This window comes from Salinispirillum sp. LH 10-3-1 (assembly GCF_030643825.1).
Classification (GTDB): Bacteria; Pseudomonadota; Gammaproteobacteria; order Pseudomonadales; family Natronospirillaceae; genus Salinispirillum.
The window spans coordinates 2,050,958-2,069,706 of the sequence record NZ_CP101717.1; the positions used below are offsets into that span (position 1 = coordinate 2,050,958).

Annotated in this window: 27 protein-coding genes and 1 pseudogene; 8 read left to right on the plus strand and 20 right to left on the minus strand. The window is 50.5% G+C overall.

Annotated elements, in window-relative coordinates; genetic code table 11:
* Window positions 1-6 precede the first annotated feature (6 nt).
* The 8 genes from NFC81_RS09110 to NFC81_RS09145 form a co-directional block, all read right to left on the minus strand.
* Window positions 7-828 carry a hypothetical protein gene (locus NFC81_RS09110; RefSeq protein WP_304994174.1) on the minus strand — a complete coding sequence of 274 codons (822 nt, stop codon included), beginning with the start codon at window positions 826-828 and terminating at the stop codon, window positions 7-9.
* A 95-nt stretch (window positions 829-923) separates the two neighbouring features.
* The gene (locus NFC81_RS09115; protein ID WP_304994175.1) at window positions 924-1,130 is read right to left on the minus strand and encodes a hypothetical protein; all 207 of its coding nucleotides are present in this window, start codon (window positions 1,128-1,130) and stop codon (window positions 924-926) included.
* Window positions 1,130-3,067 (minus strand): hypothetical protein, encoded by a 1,938-nt coding sequence (locus NFC81_RS09120; RefSeq protein WP_304994176.1) that lies wholly within the window; start codon window positions 3,065-3,067, stop codon window positions 1,130-1,132. The genes NFC81_RS09115 and NFC81_RS09120 overlap by 1 nt, the downstream gene beginning before the upstream one ends.
* On the minus strand, window positions 3,067-4,719 hold the full coding sequence (locus NFC81_RS09125; RefSeq protein WP_304994177.1) for a hypothetical protein: 1,653 nt from the start codon (window positions 4,717-4,719) through the stop codon (window positions 3,067-3,069). The genes NFC81_RS09120 and NFC81_RS09125 overlap by 1 nt, the downstream gene beginning before the upstream one ends.
* Complete coding sequence (locus NFC81_RS09130) at window positions 4,712-5,284, minus strand: HGGxSTG domain-containing protein (protein ID WP_304994178.1); 573 nt, start codon at window positions 5,282-5,284, stop codon at window positions 4,712-4,714. The genes NFC81_RS09125 and NFC81_RS09130 overlap by 8 nt, the downstream gene beginning before the upstream one ends.
* Window positions 5,285-5,612: 328 nt before the next feature.
* Window positions 5,613-6,020 carry a hypothetical protein gene (locus NFC81_RS09135; RefSeq protein WP_304994179.1) on the minus strand — a complete coding sequence of 136 codons (408 nt, stop codon included), beginning with the start codon at window positions 6,018-6,020 and terminating at the stop codon, window positions 5,613-5,615.
* A 10-nt stretch (window positions 6,021-6,030) separates the two neighbouring features.
* Entirely contained in the window at window positions 6,031-6,444 is a 414-nt protein-coding gene (locus tag NFC81_RS09140; RefSeq protein WP_304994180.1) for a D-Ala-D-Ala carboxypeptidase family metallohydrolase, read from the minus strand.
* On the minus strand, window positions 6,441-6,836 hold the full coding sequence (locus NFC81_RS09145; RefSeq protein WP_304994181.1) for a hypothetical protein: 396 nt from the start codon (window positions 6,834-6,836) through the stop codon (window positions 6,441-6,443). The genes NFC81_RS09140 and NFC81_RS09145 overlap by 4 nt, the downstream gene beginning before the upstream one ends.
* Before the next feature lie 249 nt (window positions 6,837-7,085).
* Here NFC81_RS09145 and NFC81_RS09150 point away from each other — a divergent pair, with 249 nt between their 5' ends.
* Window positions 7,086-7,577 (plus strand): hypothetical protein, encoded by a 492-nt coding sequence (locus tag NFC81_RS09150; RefSeq protein ID WP_304994182.1) that lies wholly within the window; start codon window positions 7,086-7,088, stop codon window positions 7,575-7,577.
* Window positions 7,578-7,603: 26 nt separating this feature from the next.
* Here NFC81_RS09150 and NFC81_RS09155 read toward each other — a convergent pair whose 3' ends face one another.
* The 12 genes from NFC81_RS09155 to NFC81_RS15990 all read right to left on the minus strand — a co-directional run bounded on the left by NFC81_RS09155 (window position 7,604) and on the right by NFC81_RS15990 (window position 13,347).
* Window positions 7,604-8,176 (minus strand): hypothetical protein, encoded by a 573-nt coding sequence (locus tag NFC81_RS09155; protein ID WP_304994183.1) that lies wholly within the window; start codon window positions 8,174-8,176, stop codon window positions 7,604-7,606.
* On the minus strand, window positions 8,173-8,556 hold the full coding sequence (locus NFC81_RS09160) for a RusA family crossover junction endodeoxyribonuclease (RefSeq protein WP_304994184.1): 384 nt from the start codon (window positions 8,554-8,556) through the stop codon (window positions 8,173-8,175). The genes NFC81_RS09155 and NFC81_RS09160 overlap by 4 nt, the downstream gene beginning before the upstream one ends.
* 53 nt (window positions 8,557-8,609) lie before the next feature.
* On the minus strand, window positions 8,610-9,479 hold the full coding sequence (locus NFC81_RS09165; protein WP_304994185.1) for a hypothetical protein: 870 nt from the start codon (window positions 9,477-9,479) through the stop codon (window positions 8,610-8,612).
* Window positions 9,480-9,587: 108 nt separating this feature from the next.
* On the minus strand, window positions 9,588-9,893 hold the full coding sequence (locus NFC81_RS09170; RefSeq protein ID WP_304994186.1) for a DUF1364 domain-containing protein: 306 nt from the start codon (window positions 9,891-9,893) through the stop codon (window positions 9,588-9,590).
* On the minus strand, window positions 9,890-10,354 hold the full coding sequence (locus NFC81_RS09175) for a DUF1367 family protein (protein WP_304994187.1): 465 nt from the start codon (window positions 10,352-10,354) through the stop codon (window positions 9,890-9,892). The genes NFC81_RS09170 and NFC81_RS09175 overlap by 4 nt, the downstream gene beginning before the upstream one ends.
* Window positions 10,355-10,356: 2 nt before the next feature.
* Window positions 10,357-10,740 carry a hypothetical protein gene (locus tag NFC81_RS09180; RefSeq protein ID WP_304994188.1) on the minus strand — a complete coding sequence of 128 codons (384 nt, stop codon included), beginning with the start codon at window positions 10,738-10,740 and terminating at the stop codon, window positions 10,357-10,359.
* Complete coding sequence (locus NFC81_RS09185; protein WP_304994189.1) at window positions 10,737-11,099, minus strand: hypothetical protein; 363 nt, start codon at window positions 11,097-11,099, stop codon at window positions 10,737-10,739. Before NFC81_RS09185 ends, NFC81_RS09180 begins: the two co-directional genes overlap by 4 nt.
* Window positions 11,074-11,955 (minus strand): hypothetical protein, encoded by an 882-nt coding sequence (locus tag NFC81_RS09190; RefSeq protein ID WP_304994190.1) that lies wholly within the window; start codon window positions 11,953-11,955, stop codon window positions 11,074-11,076. The genes NFC81_RS09185 and NFC81_RS09190 overlap by 26 nt, the downstream gene beginning before the upstream one ends.
* Complete coding sequence (locus NFC81_RS09195; protein ID WP_304994191.1) at window positions 11,955-12,137, minus strand: hypothetical protein; 183 nt, start codon at window positions 12,135-12,137, stop codon at window positions 11,955-11,957. Before NFC81_RS09195 ends, NFC81_RS09190 begins: the two co-directional genes overlap by 1 nt.
* Before the next feature lie 102 nt (window positions 12,138-12,239).
* Window positions 12,240-12,794 carry a hypothetical protein gene (locus NFC81_RS09200; RefSeq protein WP_304994192.1) on the minus strand — a complete coding sequence of 185 codons (555 nt, stop codon included), beginning with the start codon at window positions 12,792-12,794 and terminating at the stop codon, window positions 12,240-12,242.
* Between the two features lie 96 nt (window positions 12,795-12,890).
* Window positions 12,891-13,130 (minus strand): hypothetical protein, encoded by a 240-nt coding sequence (locus tag NFC81_RS09205; protein ID WP_304994193.1) that lies wholly within the window; start codon window positions 13,128-13,130, stop codon window positions 12,891-12,893.
* A 25-nt stretch (window positions 13,131-13,155) separates the two neighbouring features.
* A complete protein-coding gene (locus NFC81_RS15990; RefSeq protein ID WP_370529908.1) occupies window positions 13,156-13,347 on the minus strand; it encodes a hypothetical protein in 192 nt (63 codons plus the stop codon).
* Between NFC81_RS15990 and NFC81_RS09210 the strand changes: the two genes are divergently transcribed.
* From NFC81_RS09210 to NFC81_RS15995, 7 genes and pseudogenes are all read left to right on the plus strand, one after another.
* Window positions 13,273-14,136: a LexA family transcriptional regulator gene (locus NFC81_RS09210; RefSeq protein ID WP_304994194.1), complete on the plus strand. Its 864-nt coding sequence runs from the start codon at window positions 13,273-13,275 to the stop codon at window positions 14,134-14,136. The two genes, NFC81_RS15990 and NFC81_RS09210, sit on opposite strands and share 75 nt — an antisense overlap.
* 100 nt (window positions 14,137-14,236) lie before the next feature.
* Window positions 14,237-14,422 carry a hypothetical protein gene (locus NFC81_RS09215; protein ID WP_304994195.1) on the plus strand — a complete coding sequence of 62 codons (186 nt, stop codon included), beginning with the start codon at window positions 14,237-14,239 and terminating at the stop codon, window positions 14,420-14,422.
* Window positions 14,412-15,179, plus strand: a complete 768-nt coding sequence (locus NFC81_RS09220; protein WP_304994196.1) for a hypothetical protein — start codon at window positions 14,412-14,414, stop codon at window positions 15,177-15,179. The genes NFC81_RS09215 and NFC81_RS09220 overlap by 11 nt, the downstream gene beginning before the upstream one ends.
* 109 nt (window positions 15,180-15,288) lie before the next feature.
* On the plus strand, window positions 15,289-16,440 hold the full coding sequence (locus tag NFC81_RS09225; protein ID WP_304994197.1) for a hypothetical protein: 1,152 nt from the start codon (window positions 15,289-15,291) through the stop codon (window positions 16,438-16,440).
* Window positions 16,441-16,582: 142 nt separating this feature from the next.
* Window positions 16,583-17,008, plus strand: a complete 426-nt coding sequence (locus NFC81_RS09230) for a hypothetical protein (RefSeq protein WP_304994198.1) — start codon at window positions 16,583-16,585, stop codon at window positions 17,006-17,008.
* Window positions 17,005-17,889: a PD-(D/E)XK nuclease-like domain-containing protein gene (locus tag NFC81_RS09235; protein WP_304994199.1), complete on the plus strand. Its 885-nt coding sequence runs from the start codon at window positions 17,005-17,007 to the stop codon at window positions 17,887-17,889. The genes NFC81_RS09230 and NFC81_RS09235 overlap by 4 nt, the downstream gene beginning before the upstream one ends.
* Window positions 17,890-17,977: 88 nt before the next feature.
* Window positions 17,978-18,551: pseudogene (locus NFC81_RS15995) on the plus strand (RecT family recombinase); the annotation flags it as partial.
* Window positions 18,552-18,749 lie beyond the last annotated feature (198 nt).

Here is an 18,749-nt window from a genome sequence, read left to right on the forward strand (position 1 = left end):
ATCAGATCAATCGTCCTCATCCCATGCCCCGTCATAGTCGTTGGGATCAGGTTTACCGCGCGGTCTAGCGACCACCGGCGAACTCTTCACCGCCGCCATGGACTGGGCTTGGCGAGTACGGTCTTTGGTTGGGCGTGGGCCCGTATTGGTTTTCGATGCCTTAAACTGATTGAGCATAGTGACCACTTCGTCAGCGCTACCCTTCTGCATGATGCGTTCGTATTCACGCGCTTCACGGTAAGGTAAGTCTTCAAGCCACGTATGAATCTCGCCTTCTTCCACCAGATCGTAGGCGTCCGGGTGCACAGACAGAATGCTTTGCTCGTGCAATTCTTTTGCACGTTTCGCATCCCGCGTCTCCCGTTCGGTGATCTCGTTTTGAAGTCGTTCGCGCTCCTGACGTTCACGGTCTAACCGTTCGTTGGTCTTTTTCAGGTGTTGAGCCAATTCAGGAAAGTCGTCTTCAACATCGCTGAAGTCATGAGAGTCATCGTTGGACTGTGATTCGGCTGGCGGCTTCTTCGCTTCCAGTTCTGCCTTCTCACGTTCCAGTCGTTGACGCTCTTCCGCAATACGGCGCTCTTCTGCCTTAATGCGGCCTTCCCAACTTTTCCGGCGCTGCTCTTCTTTGGGGTCCAGAGGCTCGTCTTCCTCTGTACTGTCCGCAGACTCACCTTCAGCGGCTAACGCTTCGTCAGCCTCTTCCAGTTTGTCGTCAGCGTCGTCCGACTGCTCATCACCGTTTAAATCAACAGCTTCGCCCTCACCCCATTCAGCGTCATAGTCAGCATCAAAGGTGTCTTGGTTTTGCTCTTCAGTTCTTGCCATCGTTTCTATCTCCCCTGGGCTGCTGTGCAGTATCCAGTTACAAAAAAACCCGCACATGGCGGGTTGTGTTTATGACCACAAGGAAGCCTGTCCTGTTAATCGGGGGCTTTTTGCGGATCAATATCGCGGAGCATTTCACGGTATGCCATGACTCTGCCCCGTAATTCTGCAGCGCGGGTACTGTCGCGCTGGGTTTCAAGCTGAACGTGAAGATCAGCTATGTGTTTGTTGTACGTACGGCGCAGCAAAGCGCCTTCTGTGCTGGCGCCCAACAGCGCCAATGCACGACTATCATCATTCATCAGGCAGTAACCATACTGGCATTCTGTTGTGCTTGAGCGATCATGCCACCGGGTATTGGCTGTCCACTCTCGGGGTCTATGCCAACTTGTTCCAGTAGCTGCGCCATGGCCTGCATTTGTTGCTGCATTTCTTCCCAAGCATCGTATTCGTCTTTCGTCTTGATGACCGAATCCGGCATGTCGGTGGACTTCACATAGTGCTCTAGGATTTCATGCGGCTTGCAGTATTTGCCGAACGTTTGGCTTTCAGCCAGATTGGTAAATTGAGCAATCTGGTTAGCCTGAATCTCTTTCGCAACCAAACTTCTCGACCCTTCGGCGATCACTTCCATATCGCCCTTAATGGCTTCATCTTCTGTAAACTGCATGTTCCAGTGATACAGATCGGTAATTGCTGGCTTGGTGATGTCTACATCGTAATTCGCCACCACGTCTTTTACGGTGATCTGTGCTGCCCCCATAAGCATGGACAAACCTGATGCGGTATCCCCGGCACCACCTATGTTCTCAGTATGGCCTTGCAAATAACTTGGAATGGCCGTGGCTTCATCACCGAGCTCTTTGAACAGCCGCGCCAACTGCATGAGCTGAGACACTGCGTTAGGAATCTGGTGTATGCGTACGGCGGGGGTGTTAGGTTCTCCGGCGGCACCCTCACGAATAATCACCATTCGCGGCCGAATGTTGGCGTACTGGTGCACTTTGTTGCCGATCAAATAGCCATCCAACTCAAACACCGGTCCAGCACTCAAGGCGGCGTTGTCCACCACCATACGAATGGACGCATTGAAGAGCGATTGAGTATCACGCATAAGCTGGGCAATCCCCACGCCCCACAAGGCACCTTCTTGTTTCTCAAAGCGGAAAAACTTGTAAGGTCGGGACTGTTGTTCAGTCGGGTTTAGATCCGCCTTAATCACCAGATTATCAATCACCCAGATTTGAGCTTCATATTCCATGTTGAGAGCACTGGTGTCTTCAGGATCAATACCCTCAACACCATAGTCGGCTAGGTCTTGTCCTGACACCAAGCCCCAATACTCCAACACTTCGTAACGGTTTTTACCGTCAGCCACGTTGGTATTACCGGCGATCAGCTTGAGCTCCGTTTCCCAATTCTGTCGTTTGATATTTCCAGCCGCACCGGACGCCAAATATTCCGTAATCTTTTCCCCATCAAAATCACGCCGTTTAGCCAATTTGCGTAACTTGTGCTTGGGCATTACGTGCCGCTCAATGATGTATTCACAGTCAGATAGCTGTGTTGCTTCCGGGTCAGGATAAACCGACCAGAGGCTCGTGTGCGCGAAATACGGCAGCATGTTCTCTTCGGTCAACATCACATACTGACCATCGACCATTGACCACCGGTTGCGCGTTTTAAAATCGACCATAGGGCCTTTCAAGATGCCCGTTCCGTATAGGTTGGCTTCATGAACAACATCGGCATTTCGGCTGACATAGTGCCCTTCTTTGAGCTGGTCATTCATCAGCGCACTCATCGCCTCAATGCGCTCTGCGGCCGTCTTTTGCAAAATGGTTTCCATCTGCTCTTCTGTCGGCTCTTGTCCGGTAACTTCAATCACCTGGGCCTTCAAAGCCGCCACCAAATCAGGTGTTAAGTCAGGTATGGGGGTGGCGCGAATAGACCAGTTTTTGTCGGAGCCACCTGCTGGAAACAGCAAATCACGTACACGCGCATCAAATGAACGCACCTTGCTGCGGGTGAGTCGAATGAAGGCCTTGCATTGGTTTTCGTCAAAGCCACTCGATACATCACTTTCATAGATGCCATGGAACTGACGTAAATCCTTCAGCCACTCTTCTTCAAACGGCTGGCGAGCGACCTTGGCTGCATGAAATTTTGACTGAATATCATTCGCCAGCTCATCCACCCACTGCTGCTCTGTCGTGGCGTCGGTGTCTGTATCGCTCATCAGTAACCTGCTGTCTTATCTGAAATATTTGGAAGGTGGATGTCGTCAATCAATTGCTTTGGCATTTGACGCAGCATTTCTTGAGCAATCGCATAGCTCATTACTCGGTCATCAAAACAACCAGCATCAGCGCCGAAAGAACCGTTGTCATGCACCACGTACCGGCGGCATTCATCAACAGTATCTCGACACCGTATGCCGCTCACGCCATCACGGAATAACGCGCCCAACCGATCAATAATCAACGGCTTAGAGCGCGAGCTGGTGAGCCAGCCCATCTTACGAACCGACCGCTCACTGACTTTTTCATGATCTTGCTGGAAATACACATTGGTGTAGCCAAGGTCACGGATACGGTACAGCGTGCTCAAGCCGTGGTTGTTGCGCTCGATACCGACGAAAGCGTTGTTGTATCGCTTGGCAATGGCGACCACGATGTCACCAAGGCGATCAGGTGGAACATGGCCGTGCCATTGCGCCACCTGTATGCCCGATTCATTCAGCACATCGATGGTACTGAAATCGCCATGGACCAAGCCTTCGGCCACGTCACCGCCGATCACATAGCGCCGCCGTTTCTTCGGAAGCGCCCACACGCGAAGCTCGCCGTCGTCACGACGAAACCAGTTACCCTCTGAATCAATAGAAAATCGTGCTGTAGGCTCACGACAGTCGGCAAGGGCCAACTCTGTGTGGTTAGGATCGAATACCGTCCGACCGCTGAACAGAAACGCCTCTTCGATGTAACTGGGGTATTCCTGCTTGAACTTGTCTAGGCTGTTCAGTTCACGGATTTTTACGCGACGCCAATACAACTGATCGTCGGTAATGTCGTGATTGTACTCTTCACCGTCCGGGTGATTTCGCAGCAGCGCCGCCAACCTATCTTCAGCCTGACTACGCTTAAACCCATTCGGTTCTTTCTGGCTGTACTCAGACTGCCAGTACCAGGGGATGAAGATCACCTCATACTCAAACGCCTGATCTTCTTCAGTGCGCTGGCTTTTGGGTGTCTTTGCCAGCATCACCATTTCGTAGAAGTCACCACGGGCACCATTGGCCGTGCTCTCTAGTACGATTTCCGTATCAGGCTCTGAAGCAATGCTGTTCATTAAGCCCGCAAGAATGTCACCAGCGCTGGGCCAGAAAGCCACCTCGGAACCATGGAACAATTGAGCGGTAAAGCCTCGGCCAGTTTGCCGGTTGCCCGCGGTACCAACTTCATAGCCAGCATCACGTTTGGTGAACTGCAAGCGCTTGGCGCTGTCGTTCTTCTTGGCTGGCCGAAGCAGTGAGGGCAGCGACTCATAGAACCGCTTAACCATCGCAAACAGGTTATCGGTCGTCTTGTTCTCATGGGTCAGAATGAACGCCGTCAAGCCTCGACGGAACGCCACGAACTGAAAGAACCGCCAGCCGATATAAGTGCTTATGCCCTGCTGTCGGCCCTTGATGATCAATTGCCGAACATAGCCAAGCCGCTCTTTCTGCAGTTCCATGCGCCTATGCACGTAGAGCTGCGACTGATTGAGCAGGAACGGGGTTAGCTTGCCGCGCTTATCTTTAATGCGGCCCAGCTTCATTGCTCCCCAAACAAAGTCCTGAATAGCTTTCCGCAGGATGCGTTTGATCTTCTCCCTGACATCAGTCATCGAGTTCATCCAGCAACTCGTCCAAGGCGGCGTCAGCCTCAGTGCCACCTTCACCCATCAGGGCGAATCGGGTTTTCTCCAAGCTCTCAATGCGGCGCAACAATCGATCTACCGCGTCTTCAAAGTCGTAGCGGCGGCGCGTAGTGGTGGTTTCAATGCCGGGCAATGATTCTGCACCTTCATCACCACCAACCTTCAGAACTGTTGTGGTCTTATCCTTCACCTCTTCAAGCAGCAGATCGTTTTGTTCTGACTGCGTTCGCTGCTCAAACGACATGATGCGGTGCAGACGTATACGACACATCACCAGTTCAGCGTCGACCTTGCCCAGTTCAATGTGACTGGTCAGCTCCTGTTCTTCTGGTGTCAGGAATTTGCTGTATATCCCATGCTTCAGCGCACCGCTCGGCACACCTTTGGGTGGTGGTGGCGTTGCACCTCCGTGCATCCGGCACCGGCCATTGGGCATCGGCGGGTTTTTGCACACGCCACCCTTGCGGGTCTTTGCACCGCATATTGGGTTGCCGTCGTCATCCCGTGCTTTGACCTTTCGATTTTCTGCCATGGGATCACTCAAATGGTTTGCGGGCCTCGGCTTATCACCTCACCCGCTCGGACTGGATCACCTCCCGTCATGGTTATTGGGAACCTCACGGTTTGCCCTGGGCGCTTCTCAGCGTGCCGTTATCGACACTGCTCTACTTGCTCGAAGTAGATCAGCAACGATTCTATGTGCTCCTCTTGGAGCGTAACTGTGTTATCTGAGCTAACGCCCGGAAGGTTGTTCGGAACGTGCGGAAGGCTGCACTTCGGCGCCGTCTGGCACCCGGCCAAAACGCTCAGCCCAAGCACCAGCAGGATCATTTTTGATCTTGTCCACCGCACGTTGATGTTCACGCCGCTTTGAGTCCGCCAGATACCGATCCAGAAGATCCAATATTCGGAGGATTATCGTTGCCCAGTCGGCCATAGGTGCGCGCCTCGATCATGTGTTGTAGTCGTTCCGGCGTAATACCAAAGTGCTTCATAATGCCGGGGAAGTTTTCCGCCACGTAGTTGGCAGCATCTGCAATGAACTGGTGCCGGGTTTCAATAGTCAGTTTCTGGCCGCGCAGCAGCATTTGGGTTTCAGCCCACTTCAATGCCAGATGCAAGCCGTTGTCCATAGTGCTGGCCAGCTGGCTGTCTTGGTCAATCTTCAGCTTGTCGCGTAAGGCAATCAGTGCAGGCATGGCCAGCGCCGATACTGCTGTCATCAGCAGCAAAACAAAATATTCAGCAAAAGGGGCAAGGTTAATCATGGGTTTTTCCTCAGTAAGGGAACAGCATGGGTTCAGACCGAGCCGAAAAGTCAGCGCCACGGTCAAGGTGAATAAAATCTTTATGTACGCCTACACTCCATCCCATCAGAAGGGCCGTCTTGATAAGACGTGCGCGGTATGCAGGGTCAGTAGTGCCAACGTCAACGGCACAACAACCACCCGTAGGCCAGTAGGGTTCATCGCAAACATGCAGGCTTCTTGGGTGCCCACCTACATTGGTGTTGTGTGATTTTGAGCGGCAGGCGGAAGTAAGGTTCATTGGCTCATCTAGCTCTAAGCGCAACGCCAGCAATTCATCGGCAAATCGTGGGGCTAACCGGATGATGCCAGTGCCCTTGCATGCCAACTCTTTCTTGGTGAAGTAGATCCTGCCGTTGTGCTTGATTTCGGTGATGCTGCTCATGACTTGTCCTTACCCAGCGCCTGAATCAAATGCGTTATGTGGCGGTTCATAAGCTCCACTTTATCGCCAATGTTGTGGACTTCCTTCAGCACCGCGTTTTCTGTTTTCGTGATCGCTTTTTCCAAGTGATCATTGCGCACATAGTTTTCTGCCATGTGCATTTGCAGTTTCTGTAACCGGTCACCGTTGTTACTGCAACGGTCATGTAACGCTTGGTATTGAGATTCGATCTTCTTATCCAGAATCAACCTTGCGGCTTCTAGCTTCTGATCATTTGCCGCCTGGTTGTTCTCAATACGCGCAGCATTCGAACGACCAAGCCACGTCAGCCCACCCGTGCCCAGTCCGATCAATGCAATGACCAGCATGATGAGGCTAGCGTCTATACCCAAAACCAAACTCCCAAAACGAAAAAAGCCCCGGCATTTCTGCGCGGGGCTTACACGACCAATACTTGCTCTTAGTTTCCGAGGCACCAACAAAAACGCCCCAAACTTTCGTTCAGGGCGTAGTTGCGTATGCTGGGGAAATACTCGCTGAAACTTTTCGCGCTGTCAACTGCACTTTACCTGTACGTAAAAATTGACCATCTGTTGAATTCATCCTAAATTTGAAACATCTTACTAGCTACTTGGAAAATCATGACTATGGATGGTACAAAAAATTCGAAAGCAAAACCCCTTGCTGCTCTGCTTCTCTTAGTCTTTTTAAGCTCAGCAACAAGCTCGCAGGTTTTTCCTGAACTAAATGGCATTGCTCTTAAGGGTGTGGAAAAAGTTGACGCAAGGTTCGTTGTTTTGAATTGGCTAAATGTCCAGCTAAATATCGACGATTTCAGAACCAATGGTCAATCAGCGCTTGAGTTGGCGTTGAGAAGAGATGGAGTCGTTGTCGATCCATCCGCGCCAAACTATCTTATCTGCTATGTGTTCGCGTCCGAACCTCAGCCCGGTATTGTCAGTTACACAAACCTAATAGAATTCTATGAGTACAGCATAACTGATGTACATCGATTGCAATGGAGATCTGGCGGTGCCTCAACGGTTGGCCGAAACGGTTTTGATGCGGGTACGGTTGCAAGAACCTGCTCCGATTCATTCGTAGGCGAATGGCTAAAACAGAACCCTAAATAAAATTTAAGAGTATTATGACTGCCTCCTTAGGCAGTCTTTCTCAATTCCGTCTGATCATACACCAACTCAGCCACCGGCCCCAATGCTTGCCGATCTAGCCGATCAATGGCATTCCACACAGCCTCGTACACCCGCCGATGGTTCGCGGTCCAGTCTCCCAAGTCATAGTGTAGTTCATCCATCAACCAGCGTTTTATTGTCCTGCCGTTCTTGCGCTTAACGTCTGTGCCCTGCACTACCCGCGCGTATTCGTACATCGTGGCGGTGATCAATGGCATCCAGTCGCCGGGCGCTACCAGCTGTTGAAGATCAGCTTCACGGGCCACAATGGCAGCAGCTAGGTTCAGCTTCTTGGCTCGTTCCTCTGCAGTGAACGGCGCATACAACCAATGTCCAAGGCTTTGCAGGTGCTGTGGCAACTTGCTGATGACGTTCTGCACCATGCCCGCTTCGACTTGGTGCATGGCGTTATCATACTCACGGTTACCGCCTTGCACCGCTGCACCCAAGTTGGCCATGTCGATAGCAACGGCCATCACCGATGGTCGGCCATTGAAAAACGCATCGTGCCAACACTGTCTTGCTGATTGCCATTTCATGCTGCCACCTCCAAGCCCACGTCTGGCGTGTCGATGATGATCTGGCCGGACTCGCCCCACACCTTAGTGATTCGTACATCCCAAATGCCGCTGTCTTCTTCGTGGATAGCATCACACAAGGCTTTCAGCATGTTGTCAGCGTCTGGCCGCTGGGTGTGTGGCTTGCCGTTCATCGCCTGTTTCTTCTTCGCTGACCAACTCTTTGGCATGGGCAGCACAAAGGTAACGTGGGTACCGGATGGCGGTAATTGGGCCTTGAGCAAGCGTATGTGATCGCAGAATGCTCGGTAGCGCATGACCGCTGGGCGTTTCTGCCAACGGTCGCGCTGAGTCATACGAGGTTTAGGGACTGGAACGAGGGAAAGCGTTTGTCTGGTCATGTGCATGGGGCCAATTGCGCATTTCCGGGATCATCGCAGGGTTTGGGCGTATGTCAACTAACAACATCCTTCATCAACAACCGATAATCAACTCCCTGATATTCAAGCAACTTTTCCCAGGTACTTTGAGAATACAGCATAATTATTTTTAGCTGCTTTAGTGACACCTTATGCGGCTCATCGCTGTAATCATAGAATTTTACATGGCCGCTAGTATTAACACTTAGCCCATGAATGTTTATTCCGATAGACTCAAATAAGTAAGTGAACTCTTTTCGATACACCTTCAGGGATAGTGTTTTTTGTTCTATGTTGTCGGTTTCTGACTCCAAAATTTCTGTGCAAAAATTAAATATTTTTCTAGAAAATTCAACTAATTCGATTACTTTGTCTTCAGAACATTTAATACCACCATCCTCTCTAGACCTAGGCCAAAGAATAAAATATGAAGCCAACGCATGTTGATTTTTAAAAAAGTTAGAATCGAAAAGATCCCTATCAAATTTAGACCACTTTATCTTTTCGCTTTTAACGACCTTTTCAAAAAAATCTTCAAACTCTTCCTTATGCTTATAATAATTATTCAGTGTGTTAATTTTCCGGCTCTCTGACAATTGTTCATCTGTCTGATGTGATCTATGCAGTGCAGCCACAATACCAAGAACAGGAATGGACAGAGCAAGCACGTACATTGGCACACCCAGCATGTCTACAAAAAGCACCCGAAATCCCGCTCCAGTAAAGTCAAAGCACCTGCCATTAACTATATACTCTGCAATAAGAATGGGAATGGCCATGAATGCAGCTAATAACAGAAAACAAAAAAACCAATTCCATAAAACCTTTGATAGACTCTGCTTATAATCAAGTCGTTCTTTGACGAAATCCAAAATCTTACGAAAACCAATTCTTAACTTACTCATTTTATTAAACCTCCTTGTTACTTTATTGAAATAAAATTATTACAAGTAATTCTTGAAAACATCATATTCATATAACATGCCTCTAGGTGTTAGTTATTTATTCCTGATTTACTTAATCAGTAATAACTTTGACTCCACCCAAACTCTCCATGTTCGAACCATCGCCCTGCGCATGTACCATTCGGTATCCTGCAAAGCCATCTTGCCGCCCGCTCTACCGTCTATGTAGTCATGGCAGGCACTGCACGCGAAGCACGCGCTTATGTCATCGGCCTTGGTGCCCATACCTTTAGATTCGTCCGGCAAGTGGGCCAGCACCACCGTTTCAGGGTTGTAATTGCAAACCCCGGCGATGTTGAGTGTGCAGTCTTGCCCGCGTGCTGAGTTGCGCAACTTCTTGGATACGATCTTCACCGGCTGAACTCCAGTATAGCCCGCTCAAGGTCGGGGCGCTCGTAGTTGGTCATCACATGCTTCAGCAGCACGTCGACGGCCGCATTGAATAGCTGGCTGAATTCACTTTCGTCCATCTTGCTGAACTTGATCGACTTAGCGCGAATCCGCACGCTGCCGTCCGGGTACCCTGTCACTGTGTAGAAGCCTGACAGAACCGTCACCCAGGCACGGAACTCGTCAAAGTTCTTTTCAGGTGTGATCACCCTGCCCTGGTACTCAATGGGCTGAGGCTCCCAGTGGTCAAACCCGATATTCAACAACGCAAAGAATCGGCGGTGGTTCTCTCCGCTGCGCTCTTTGATCAATGGCATCTTGACGAACCCCATCAGTTTTAGGGTTCGCATCCACTCCCTTGCTTCAGCCGTCGCCGGTACTAGGCAGTCTTGCGTGATTTTCTGGAACAACAAATCAGCGGCCACAGTTATACCCAAGCCTGCATCAGCATTTTGTTTGCAGCGGTATGTTGGGCGCCCATGGGTACCGCCATGGTATCCAGTGCCTCCACATCAAGGCCGTCCGCATCGAGGCGGGCAATCGTTCTTGGCTGCAGGCGCTTCACTGGTACCAGTCCCTTAACTGGAACAGACTGAACCCGTTCGCTGGCCTTGATCGTTCTGGCTGGCTTCGCGTCTTCCGGCAAGCCCTTCCAAATCCGATAGATATTCCAGTAATTTTTGCCGCTGCGAATTTTCAAAATGGCCGATCGGCCAAGGTTGTACTTTTCAGCCATCACACCGGCTGATTCCGGGCTGTTCAGAATGTCCAATACCTGGTCGACGGATAAACCACGCTGTCTTGGTTTCATTGTTGCACCCCGTTGATCGTGTTCATCAAGCTCGCAATGGTTGAGCGCCCCTTAGCGCGACTCTCCGCCGTAACCTGCGTATTCATGATCGCAATGCGTTCAGCCATTGCGCCGCGGTCACTCTGCTCCAACAGCAAGTGCTGAGGCTCATGGCGTGCTGGCTTTTCGCTTGCCCCTGTGTCGCCTTCGCACATGGCACGGAACTGCGGTGCACTCGGTGGCCACTCAGCACCGCTCTGCGCCAACAGGTTCATGCCGCGCTTGATCTGCTCAGGCGTGACACCGCGCAAACAGGCTTGCCAAATTTTGTCCGGGTCAATCTCGGTGCCGTAGCTACTGGTCCAACGGTGGCCATACATCGACGACATCATTGCCCACAAAGTCTGAATTTTGTTCCGGTCTGAAACGTTGCTGTTCGGCTGCACGTTCTCGGGCAACGTTGGCGCGGACCCGGCCTGCTGCGCTGGTATCAACTGGTTGATGTGCTGCATGGAAACCTCCTGCGGACCCATAGTTCGGTTTGGTGAATTCAACGGCGTTCGTGTACCACGTAGTCCACGCCGCATCCCAGTTCGCCATGGTTTTACCGTTGGCGCGGTGGTGATTCGTGAACTTGTGAAATTCAGTTTCGGGTTTTAGATCAGGTCGCCCATGGCCCTGCCAGTACGACAGGGCGCGCGTTCGTCGTTCGACGGTCAGCGCAAAGTCTTCCGGCAGTCGGGTTTTCCGGCTGGATGGTTTTTTGGGTTTATCGGGTTTTGTTCCGGTCAGCGGCAAAATTTCCTGCTGATCGGTTTCTTCAGGCGTTGGCTCCCCCTGGGGGGATAAAGGGGGGTTTTTAATATCTGTATCTGATTCTGTATCTGTATCTGGTGGCGTTACTGTAACGTTACATGCTCGTTTCTTTCTCGCTCGATACGCCGCAACCCGCTCTGCGCTTGAGTCTGAGACAAACTGGCGCTTATTCCATGCAGTCGGCATTGCGTCATCATCAATCAGGTTTTTAGCGATCAGCGTGTCCTTGGTAGCCGACCAATCTTCGTTACTGATGCGCAACTGAAACGCTATTTCGTCATCCTGTAACGTTACACCATCGTTACTACAACGAAGGCATAACAACATAATGAAACGTCTTTGATCTGCTTCACTCAGCATCTGCACTTTGGGATCAGTCGCAAACTCCGCATAAAGACGAAGCCATGGATTTGCAGCCATCACTCTACCCCTGCGCACGCTTGGCGAGTGAAGTCTGAACCCGCTGGCGGGCACTTGTGAATCTTGCCACCCTTGGACAAGTATTCAGCAATGCCCCGTTCCAAATCGCTTTTGGCACGCTTGCCAGTCTTGCGGGACTTGATAGGGCTACGGAACAATTGGTTTTGAGCAGTCGTGGTCATAAATCACCTGTAGAAATTTGCATACATTGGGCTAGGCGAAATGTTGATTTTTACTTGAAGAGCGGGCCGGAAGTACCCAGCCCCATTTCGCTAGCACAAATGTTAATAACCCTGAACAGCATCAGGGTCTGATGCCTGTAGAGACTGCTGCTCAACCAAAGCGAGTCCGCGTTGATCAGGTTCAGGCTCTGGCGGTGGTTCATCAGCACCGAACTCAGAAGGGTCCATCAAGAGAAGCACTACGTTGAAGCCTTCTCTGTCAGCAAGTTCATGGCGACCTTGGGCATGCGGTGCAATTTTCAGAACACATTTGATTCCGTCCTTGAAAACCACTTGCTCAACAAGGGCACCAACACTTTGGTAGCTGCCAGAAAATGCAGCTAGAATTGCTTTGCTTGCTGCGTCGTTGCAGCGCTGATGAACTCGGTCAATGACGTGGCTCTGTTGGTCTTCGGTCATTTTTTGCCACACCCGTGGTGCGTGTTTTATTTCATCTAAGACAATTCGCACCAGGTCACCATAAAGCGTCTCGGCGGCAACAATTGAAGACGTGCTGTCGTCATCATCAAGCGACTCTTCATCCGGCGGCATGTCATCAAAAGCATGATTTAGGTCTTCCTGCTCGAAATCATCCGAAAAATCTGTGCTAGCTTTCATTTGGTTACCTCTCTGCCCTGCTCTCGGGACTCAACCCACACGCATAGGGACTTAATCAGTTCGTTAAAAAGGGGCACGCTGGCCCCAGTTGGTTTGCTACGCCGCCTTTTGGTTGGCGTAAATGTCACGCTCTTGGTTGATGCGTGCCGCCTGTTCCAGCAACGCGGGGTCTTTCTCGGCTTCACGCAAAAAGCCTAAGAACACACGGCGAGCCAATACGTTCACTGGCGTTCGTGTGCGGTTGGCAAGTTTGCGCATTGCGTCATAGTCCGATTTGCGGAATCGGGGCCGTAGGTCAAATTCGATGCGTTCTGCATCGGAAACGGGAGCTGGCATTGGTCGTGCCTCCTGTTGGTTGGGGTCATGCAGCCGAACGGCTGCTAGGTAGTTTTCTCCGCTTTCGATCACGGAGAAGGTCGAACACAGAAACCTCTTTGTTCAAGGCTTCTGATATTTCGAGAATCCAGTCTGCTGGGGCTTGTTGCTGGCGCTTTACCCACATTTGGACCATGACACCTGTGATTGGCTCACCGTCCACGCGGTCATTTATCAGCTTGGCGAGAGCAGCAAACCCGCCAGCGAGATCAACTGCTCGCTCAATGGCGAGCTTTTCATCAGGAATCATCGTCTAAAGCTCCACTATGTATTCTCTATAAAAATACATTATGGATTCTTAAATCAGGCAAAGCAATACAAAATGTTAGTTTCTGAGGCTATACCGTTTTGTCATACTAACCGCATGAAAACATGGCAAGATCGAATAAAAGAGATGATGCGGAAATCTGGGCATACTCAGTATGACCTAGCGGACGCGCTTGGCCTTTCGCAAGGTGGCGTGGGCCATAAGCTGAATGGGCGGCGTGACTTATCGACTGAAGAGCTGGTAAAGCTGGCACAGTTTTTTGGTGTGTCTGTTGACTACATTCTTCTGGGCACCGGCTCTTCCTCTTCAGAACAGCGATCCGCCTTTAGGGTGCCGCTATTGACGTCTCAGGAAATTGAAAGCAACAGCTTAGATGCAACTGCAATGAGTTACTTACACTCTCCTGTTCGCATCGGCCTTAGAGGTTTCGCATTCAAATTACGGGATAGCTCGATGGAAAACCCTTCTGGCTCCCCGTCATACCCAGAAGGTTGCATTGTTTTTGCTGACCCAGATCTTGCCCCTTCACCAGGGCGAAGAGTGATTGCCATCGTGAACGGCAAGGCCGCAATGAAAGAGCTGATCGAAGACATGGGCGTGTATCAACTGCGCAGCTTGAACCCGGCTTATGGACGCACCATTGATGTGACGCTGGATCAGGTGGTTGCAACGGTCGTAGGGAAGTTCGAGGGGGAGTGAGTGCGTCACAGCCTGAGAATAGAATTGTAAATTTCAGTTGAAAACTTGAATTTCTGCCATAATCGAGTAGCGGTAAAGCACTTTTGGCTAGGAGATTATCATGACCACCAACACTGTAAAAAAATCAAAAGAAGAGTACGCAGCTGAGTTGTTGAGTTTTGAGAGTGGCCAACAAGTATTGAACGTTGACTGCCTAAATAAGTCTGGCGCTTCAAAGTACATCCTCAAAGTTGCTGCGAAGGTAAATTTTCCCAAGCAGAAAGAAAAAACGGCCAATGCTTCTTAGTGTTACAGAATTTTTGTTTGTATCTTTCGCTTCCGGCTATTTCTTTATTCACTTTTACAAACCTTGGGCCCTTACGAAGCAGTATTTGAAGGGTAGCCATTTTTACTATAGGGCACTCATTGTTGGGGTGCCTTTTTATTTGGTGTCCATGCTTGTACTGGTGCTTACTTTTCACTGGATGAAAAGCTTCGCTTGGCTTTTAGAGCTGAACAGTAGAGCTGCCGCTATATATCCGGCGCAATGGTTTCAACTGAGATCGTTTGGTTTCACATTCGCCGTAAGCTCAATGATGTCGATATTGTTGGCTCTAGCCTTAACTCGCTTGGTCATAAAATACAAACCAGACTGGGAAGCTGCCATTGTATATAGCTACGGCACAGGCCTGCAAAAGATGCTTTTGGAGTGTCAGCAAACCTACCGAAGAGTCATAACATCCAAAGACACGGATAACCCTGAAACCATCTTTTTTGTAGAAGTGGTTCTCTCGTCTGGGAAAAGTTACATTGGCCTGCCACTGGGTAGCTTAATGCCTGACGAGCTGAACGCGCGCGATTACATTGAGATTTTGCCTATTTTTAGTGGGTATAGAAAGAAGGACACGCATGAATTGGTGCCATCCATTAATTACACGCAAATGTACTTCGTGCATTACGAAGGAGATTTGAGTGAAGACGTCAAAGTGACCATTGACCTAGACAAGATAGATTACGCGCGCTGGTACAGGCCGGAGTTGTCACAATATTTTGAAAGCAACTAAAAAGTCATACCATGCTCTAAGCTCCCATATCGAAACAATAAAAGCCCCCGAAGAGGTGCCCCACCCTGCCACTGCGATCAAGGCCGACCCTTACCTTCAAGGAGATGATATGAAGAAGATACTTTCCTGCACTTTGTTCATTACGCTTTCAGGTTGTGCTTCAACTATGGTTTGGCATCACCCAGACATGGCTTCACAGAATTTCTACTCGGATAGAGCCCACTGCAATTCTATTGCAGGACCTGGCAATCACCAAATTCAGACACAGAACAACCAGCCTCAAAACTTTTCATCCGGATTCACTCAAGGATGGAACAATGCAGCGGCAGCATCTGCTGTACAGCGACAATCTCAAATTTTTAATGACTGCATGCGTGGAAAGGGGTACTACTTGGCACCTGAAAACACTGCGCCGGAAAACCCTGCCCCCGTGAAAACGTCGTCATTAGATAATGCAAAAGATCGGTTTTGGGATGACATTGAAGAAGCGATTCCATATTGGCAAGACCTTCAAAGTACTGATGCAGGGCAGCGTTGGCTTCTTGGAAACGATCCGCTTTCCGGGCGCCAGCGCAATGAAATTTTATTGGATGCAGCGGATCAACTCGACTCTCAACGAGTAATTGCGATCTTCCGGCAGTTGGAGCGAGATATTGGATATCAACCACAGGCGTCATTGGGTCCAGACAATATTGTAGCTGAGCTAAATAGTTACGGCGCACCGACTCTTGGCTTTTTGCTGGTGCAAGAAGTCTCAAATGATCACGACATTGACGTTCTTCACGGTTTTGACATTCTATCAATAGAGCGAGTTGGTTCATCAGCAAACATCACCAAGGCAACAAGAATGGCATATCACCAGCCGACTAACAGTGAACCAATCGAAATTCGTACGACATTTGAGCTGGATTGTAACGACTTTTACTTCAGGGCAACTCTTAGGGAGTTTACTTACTATAAAACAGAGATAGACCCCTACAGTGAAGTGAACCTAAGGCAAGATTGGAATCCATTCACGTCACAAACGCCTAATGGCGTGCTCTTCACCATGGTATGCCAAGACGTAGCTGTAGCAAAAATAATTGATGCTCACTGGGCTGGGCATGGAATGCAGCTTCTAAAAATAGTGCCCTCTTTGGTTAGCCCACTGGAATTGGTAGTGCTTTCCGATAGAAATGACATTGACAGTGAACTGGTCCCTTCTGGACTTTCGATGTTTCTTGCAAACAACAACCCAAACTTTAGACACCTTCTAAACTAAGGAACACACAACGCTCTTAGACGCCCGCCTCAAGCGGGCTTTTTTTGCCTGATCAAAATTTAATACATTTTGTATTGACACAATACATTTTGTAGCATAGCCTTCCAATAAATACGTTTTGTATTGTTTGAGGAAGGCACCTATGACCAAGCAACTGACCATCAGCAGCGGCATCACCATCGCGGATGTGCGCGCCATTCGTTCCAGCACCAGCTACCAACAGCGTATGGCCGCAGCCGCGTCATACATTCCATCTGAAGGTGAAATCAAAGCCATCAGCATGCGCCTGTTCCGCGAATTGACGTGCGGCCGCATGATCAACAACGGCGAAGGTGTTCAAGTAAGCCTTGCTGATGTATTGGACGACGAAGACGGCTATGAAAGCCTGGTAGCGTTTTATCGCGGTACTGGTTCGAAAGAAGAAATCTCAAACCTCGTGATGAAGGCCTGTCTTCGAATGACCACCCCCGTCATTCGTGAAGAGCTGCGTCAACGCATAGAGAGTGAGGAAATCGCCAAGCACCAGCGGCTGAAATCCATTGCCAAGATTGGTGAGGTGGCCGCATGACTGCCCAGCCAATCAACCCATTCTTCGCGGTACCTGCTGCTGAAGAACCCATTCAAAAAGTCGACAAGCCTGTTTTGACTCCGGGTTTCTGGAAAGGTGTGAGCAACGAGGCTTACCACGCCGCCGCCGGTATTTCCAAAAGCGGTTTGGACCATGTAGCGCACTCCCCTTCTACGTTCGAATGGGCACGCACTGCGCCAGTCGATGAAGACAAAACCGTTGCGTTTGATATGGGTACCGCCCTGCACACCCTTTTACTCGAACCTGAATTGTTCGAAAAACAGTTCATCATCGCCCCGGATTTCAACCGCCGCACGAATCAGGGCAAGGCCGACGAAGCCGCCTTTCTGGCAGAAGTGGAAAGCCAAGGCAAAATCATCATGTCTGCCGAAGAAGGCCGCAAGCTGCCGATCATGCGCGAAAGCGTCATGGCTCACCCGGTGGCCCGCTGGATCTTCGAGCGCGACGGCATCAACGAATCCACCATCGTCTGGAAAGACAGCATCACCGGCGAACTGTGCCGCTGCCGCCCCGACCGTATTCTAACGGGCAATCACCCCGTCATTGTGGACGTGAAAAAAGTAGACGGCCTTGAGCGTTTTGAAAAACACGTTGAGGAATTCCGGTACCACGTCCAAGACGCCATGTACACGGACGGCTATGAACAACACTTCGGCGCTCGCCCCACCTTCTTGTTTCTGGCCGTCAGCAGCACGGTAAGTGCAGGCCGCTATGCGGTGGATGTGGTTGAGCTGCCCGACGACTGGAAAGCCGCCGGTTACGACCTGTACCGGCGCGACCTTCATACCTACCACGCTTGCCGTGAGGCAGACGACTGGATGCACATTCGCACCCTGCAACGCCCCCGCTGGGCAAACTGAATTCATTCCGAGGAACCACACCATGACCGTACAACAAATCAACCCGAACAATGAAATGGCCGTGCAGAGTAGCCACGAACTCGAGTACATGCTGTTCAACGACAAAGCCATGGAGCAGATGTACAAAGTGGCTGAAATCATGGCCAGCGGAAAAGCAACGGTTCCAGCGCACCTGCAGGGCAACACTGCCGACTGTTTGGCCATTGTTATGCAGGCCGCGCAGTGGCGCATGAACCCGTTCCCAGTGGCGCAGAAGACGCACGTAGTCAGTGGCACCCTAGGTTATGAAGCGCAGTTGGTGAACGCCGTCATAACCACAATGGCCCCCACGAAAGACCGGTTGCACTTTGAGTGGTTTGGCGCCTGGGAAAAAGTGGTTGGAAAGTTCGTTGAGAAGCAAGGCCAAAAAGGCACCTACAAAGCCCCTGCGTGGACAGCCAAAGATGAAGAAGGCCTTGGTGTTCGTGTATGGGCAACCCTGAAAGGAGAAGACGAACCCCGCTTTCTGGATTTACTACTGACACAAGCTCAAGTGCGCAATTCAACCTTATGGGCTGGCGACCCAAAACAGCAACTTGCTTACCTCGCCATCAAGCGTTGGTCACGCCTGTACTGCCCGGACGTGATCATGGGTGTGTACACACCGGATGAACTGCAAGAGATCCCTGAACGCGAAATCAACCCAATGCCTTCCCAGTCGGCGGCACCGAAGAAGCACCGTGTCTTTGAAGAAGCTGAAGCGGTTGAAGCCGAACAGGCAGAAACCAACAGCCAGGCTACAGAGCAGCAGCCTGAACAAAAAACCCAAGCCGAAACCAACCCTTTCATGCAGGCAGAGCCCGAGCAGGAACCAACACCGT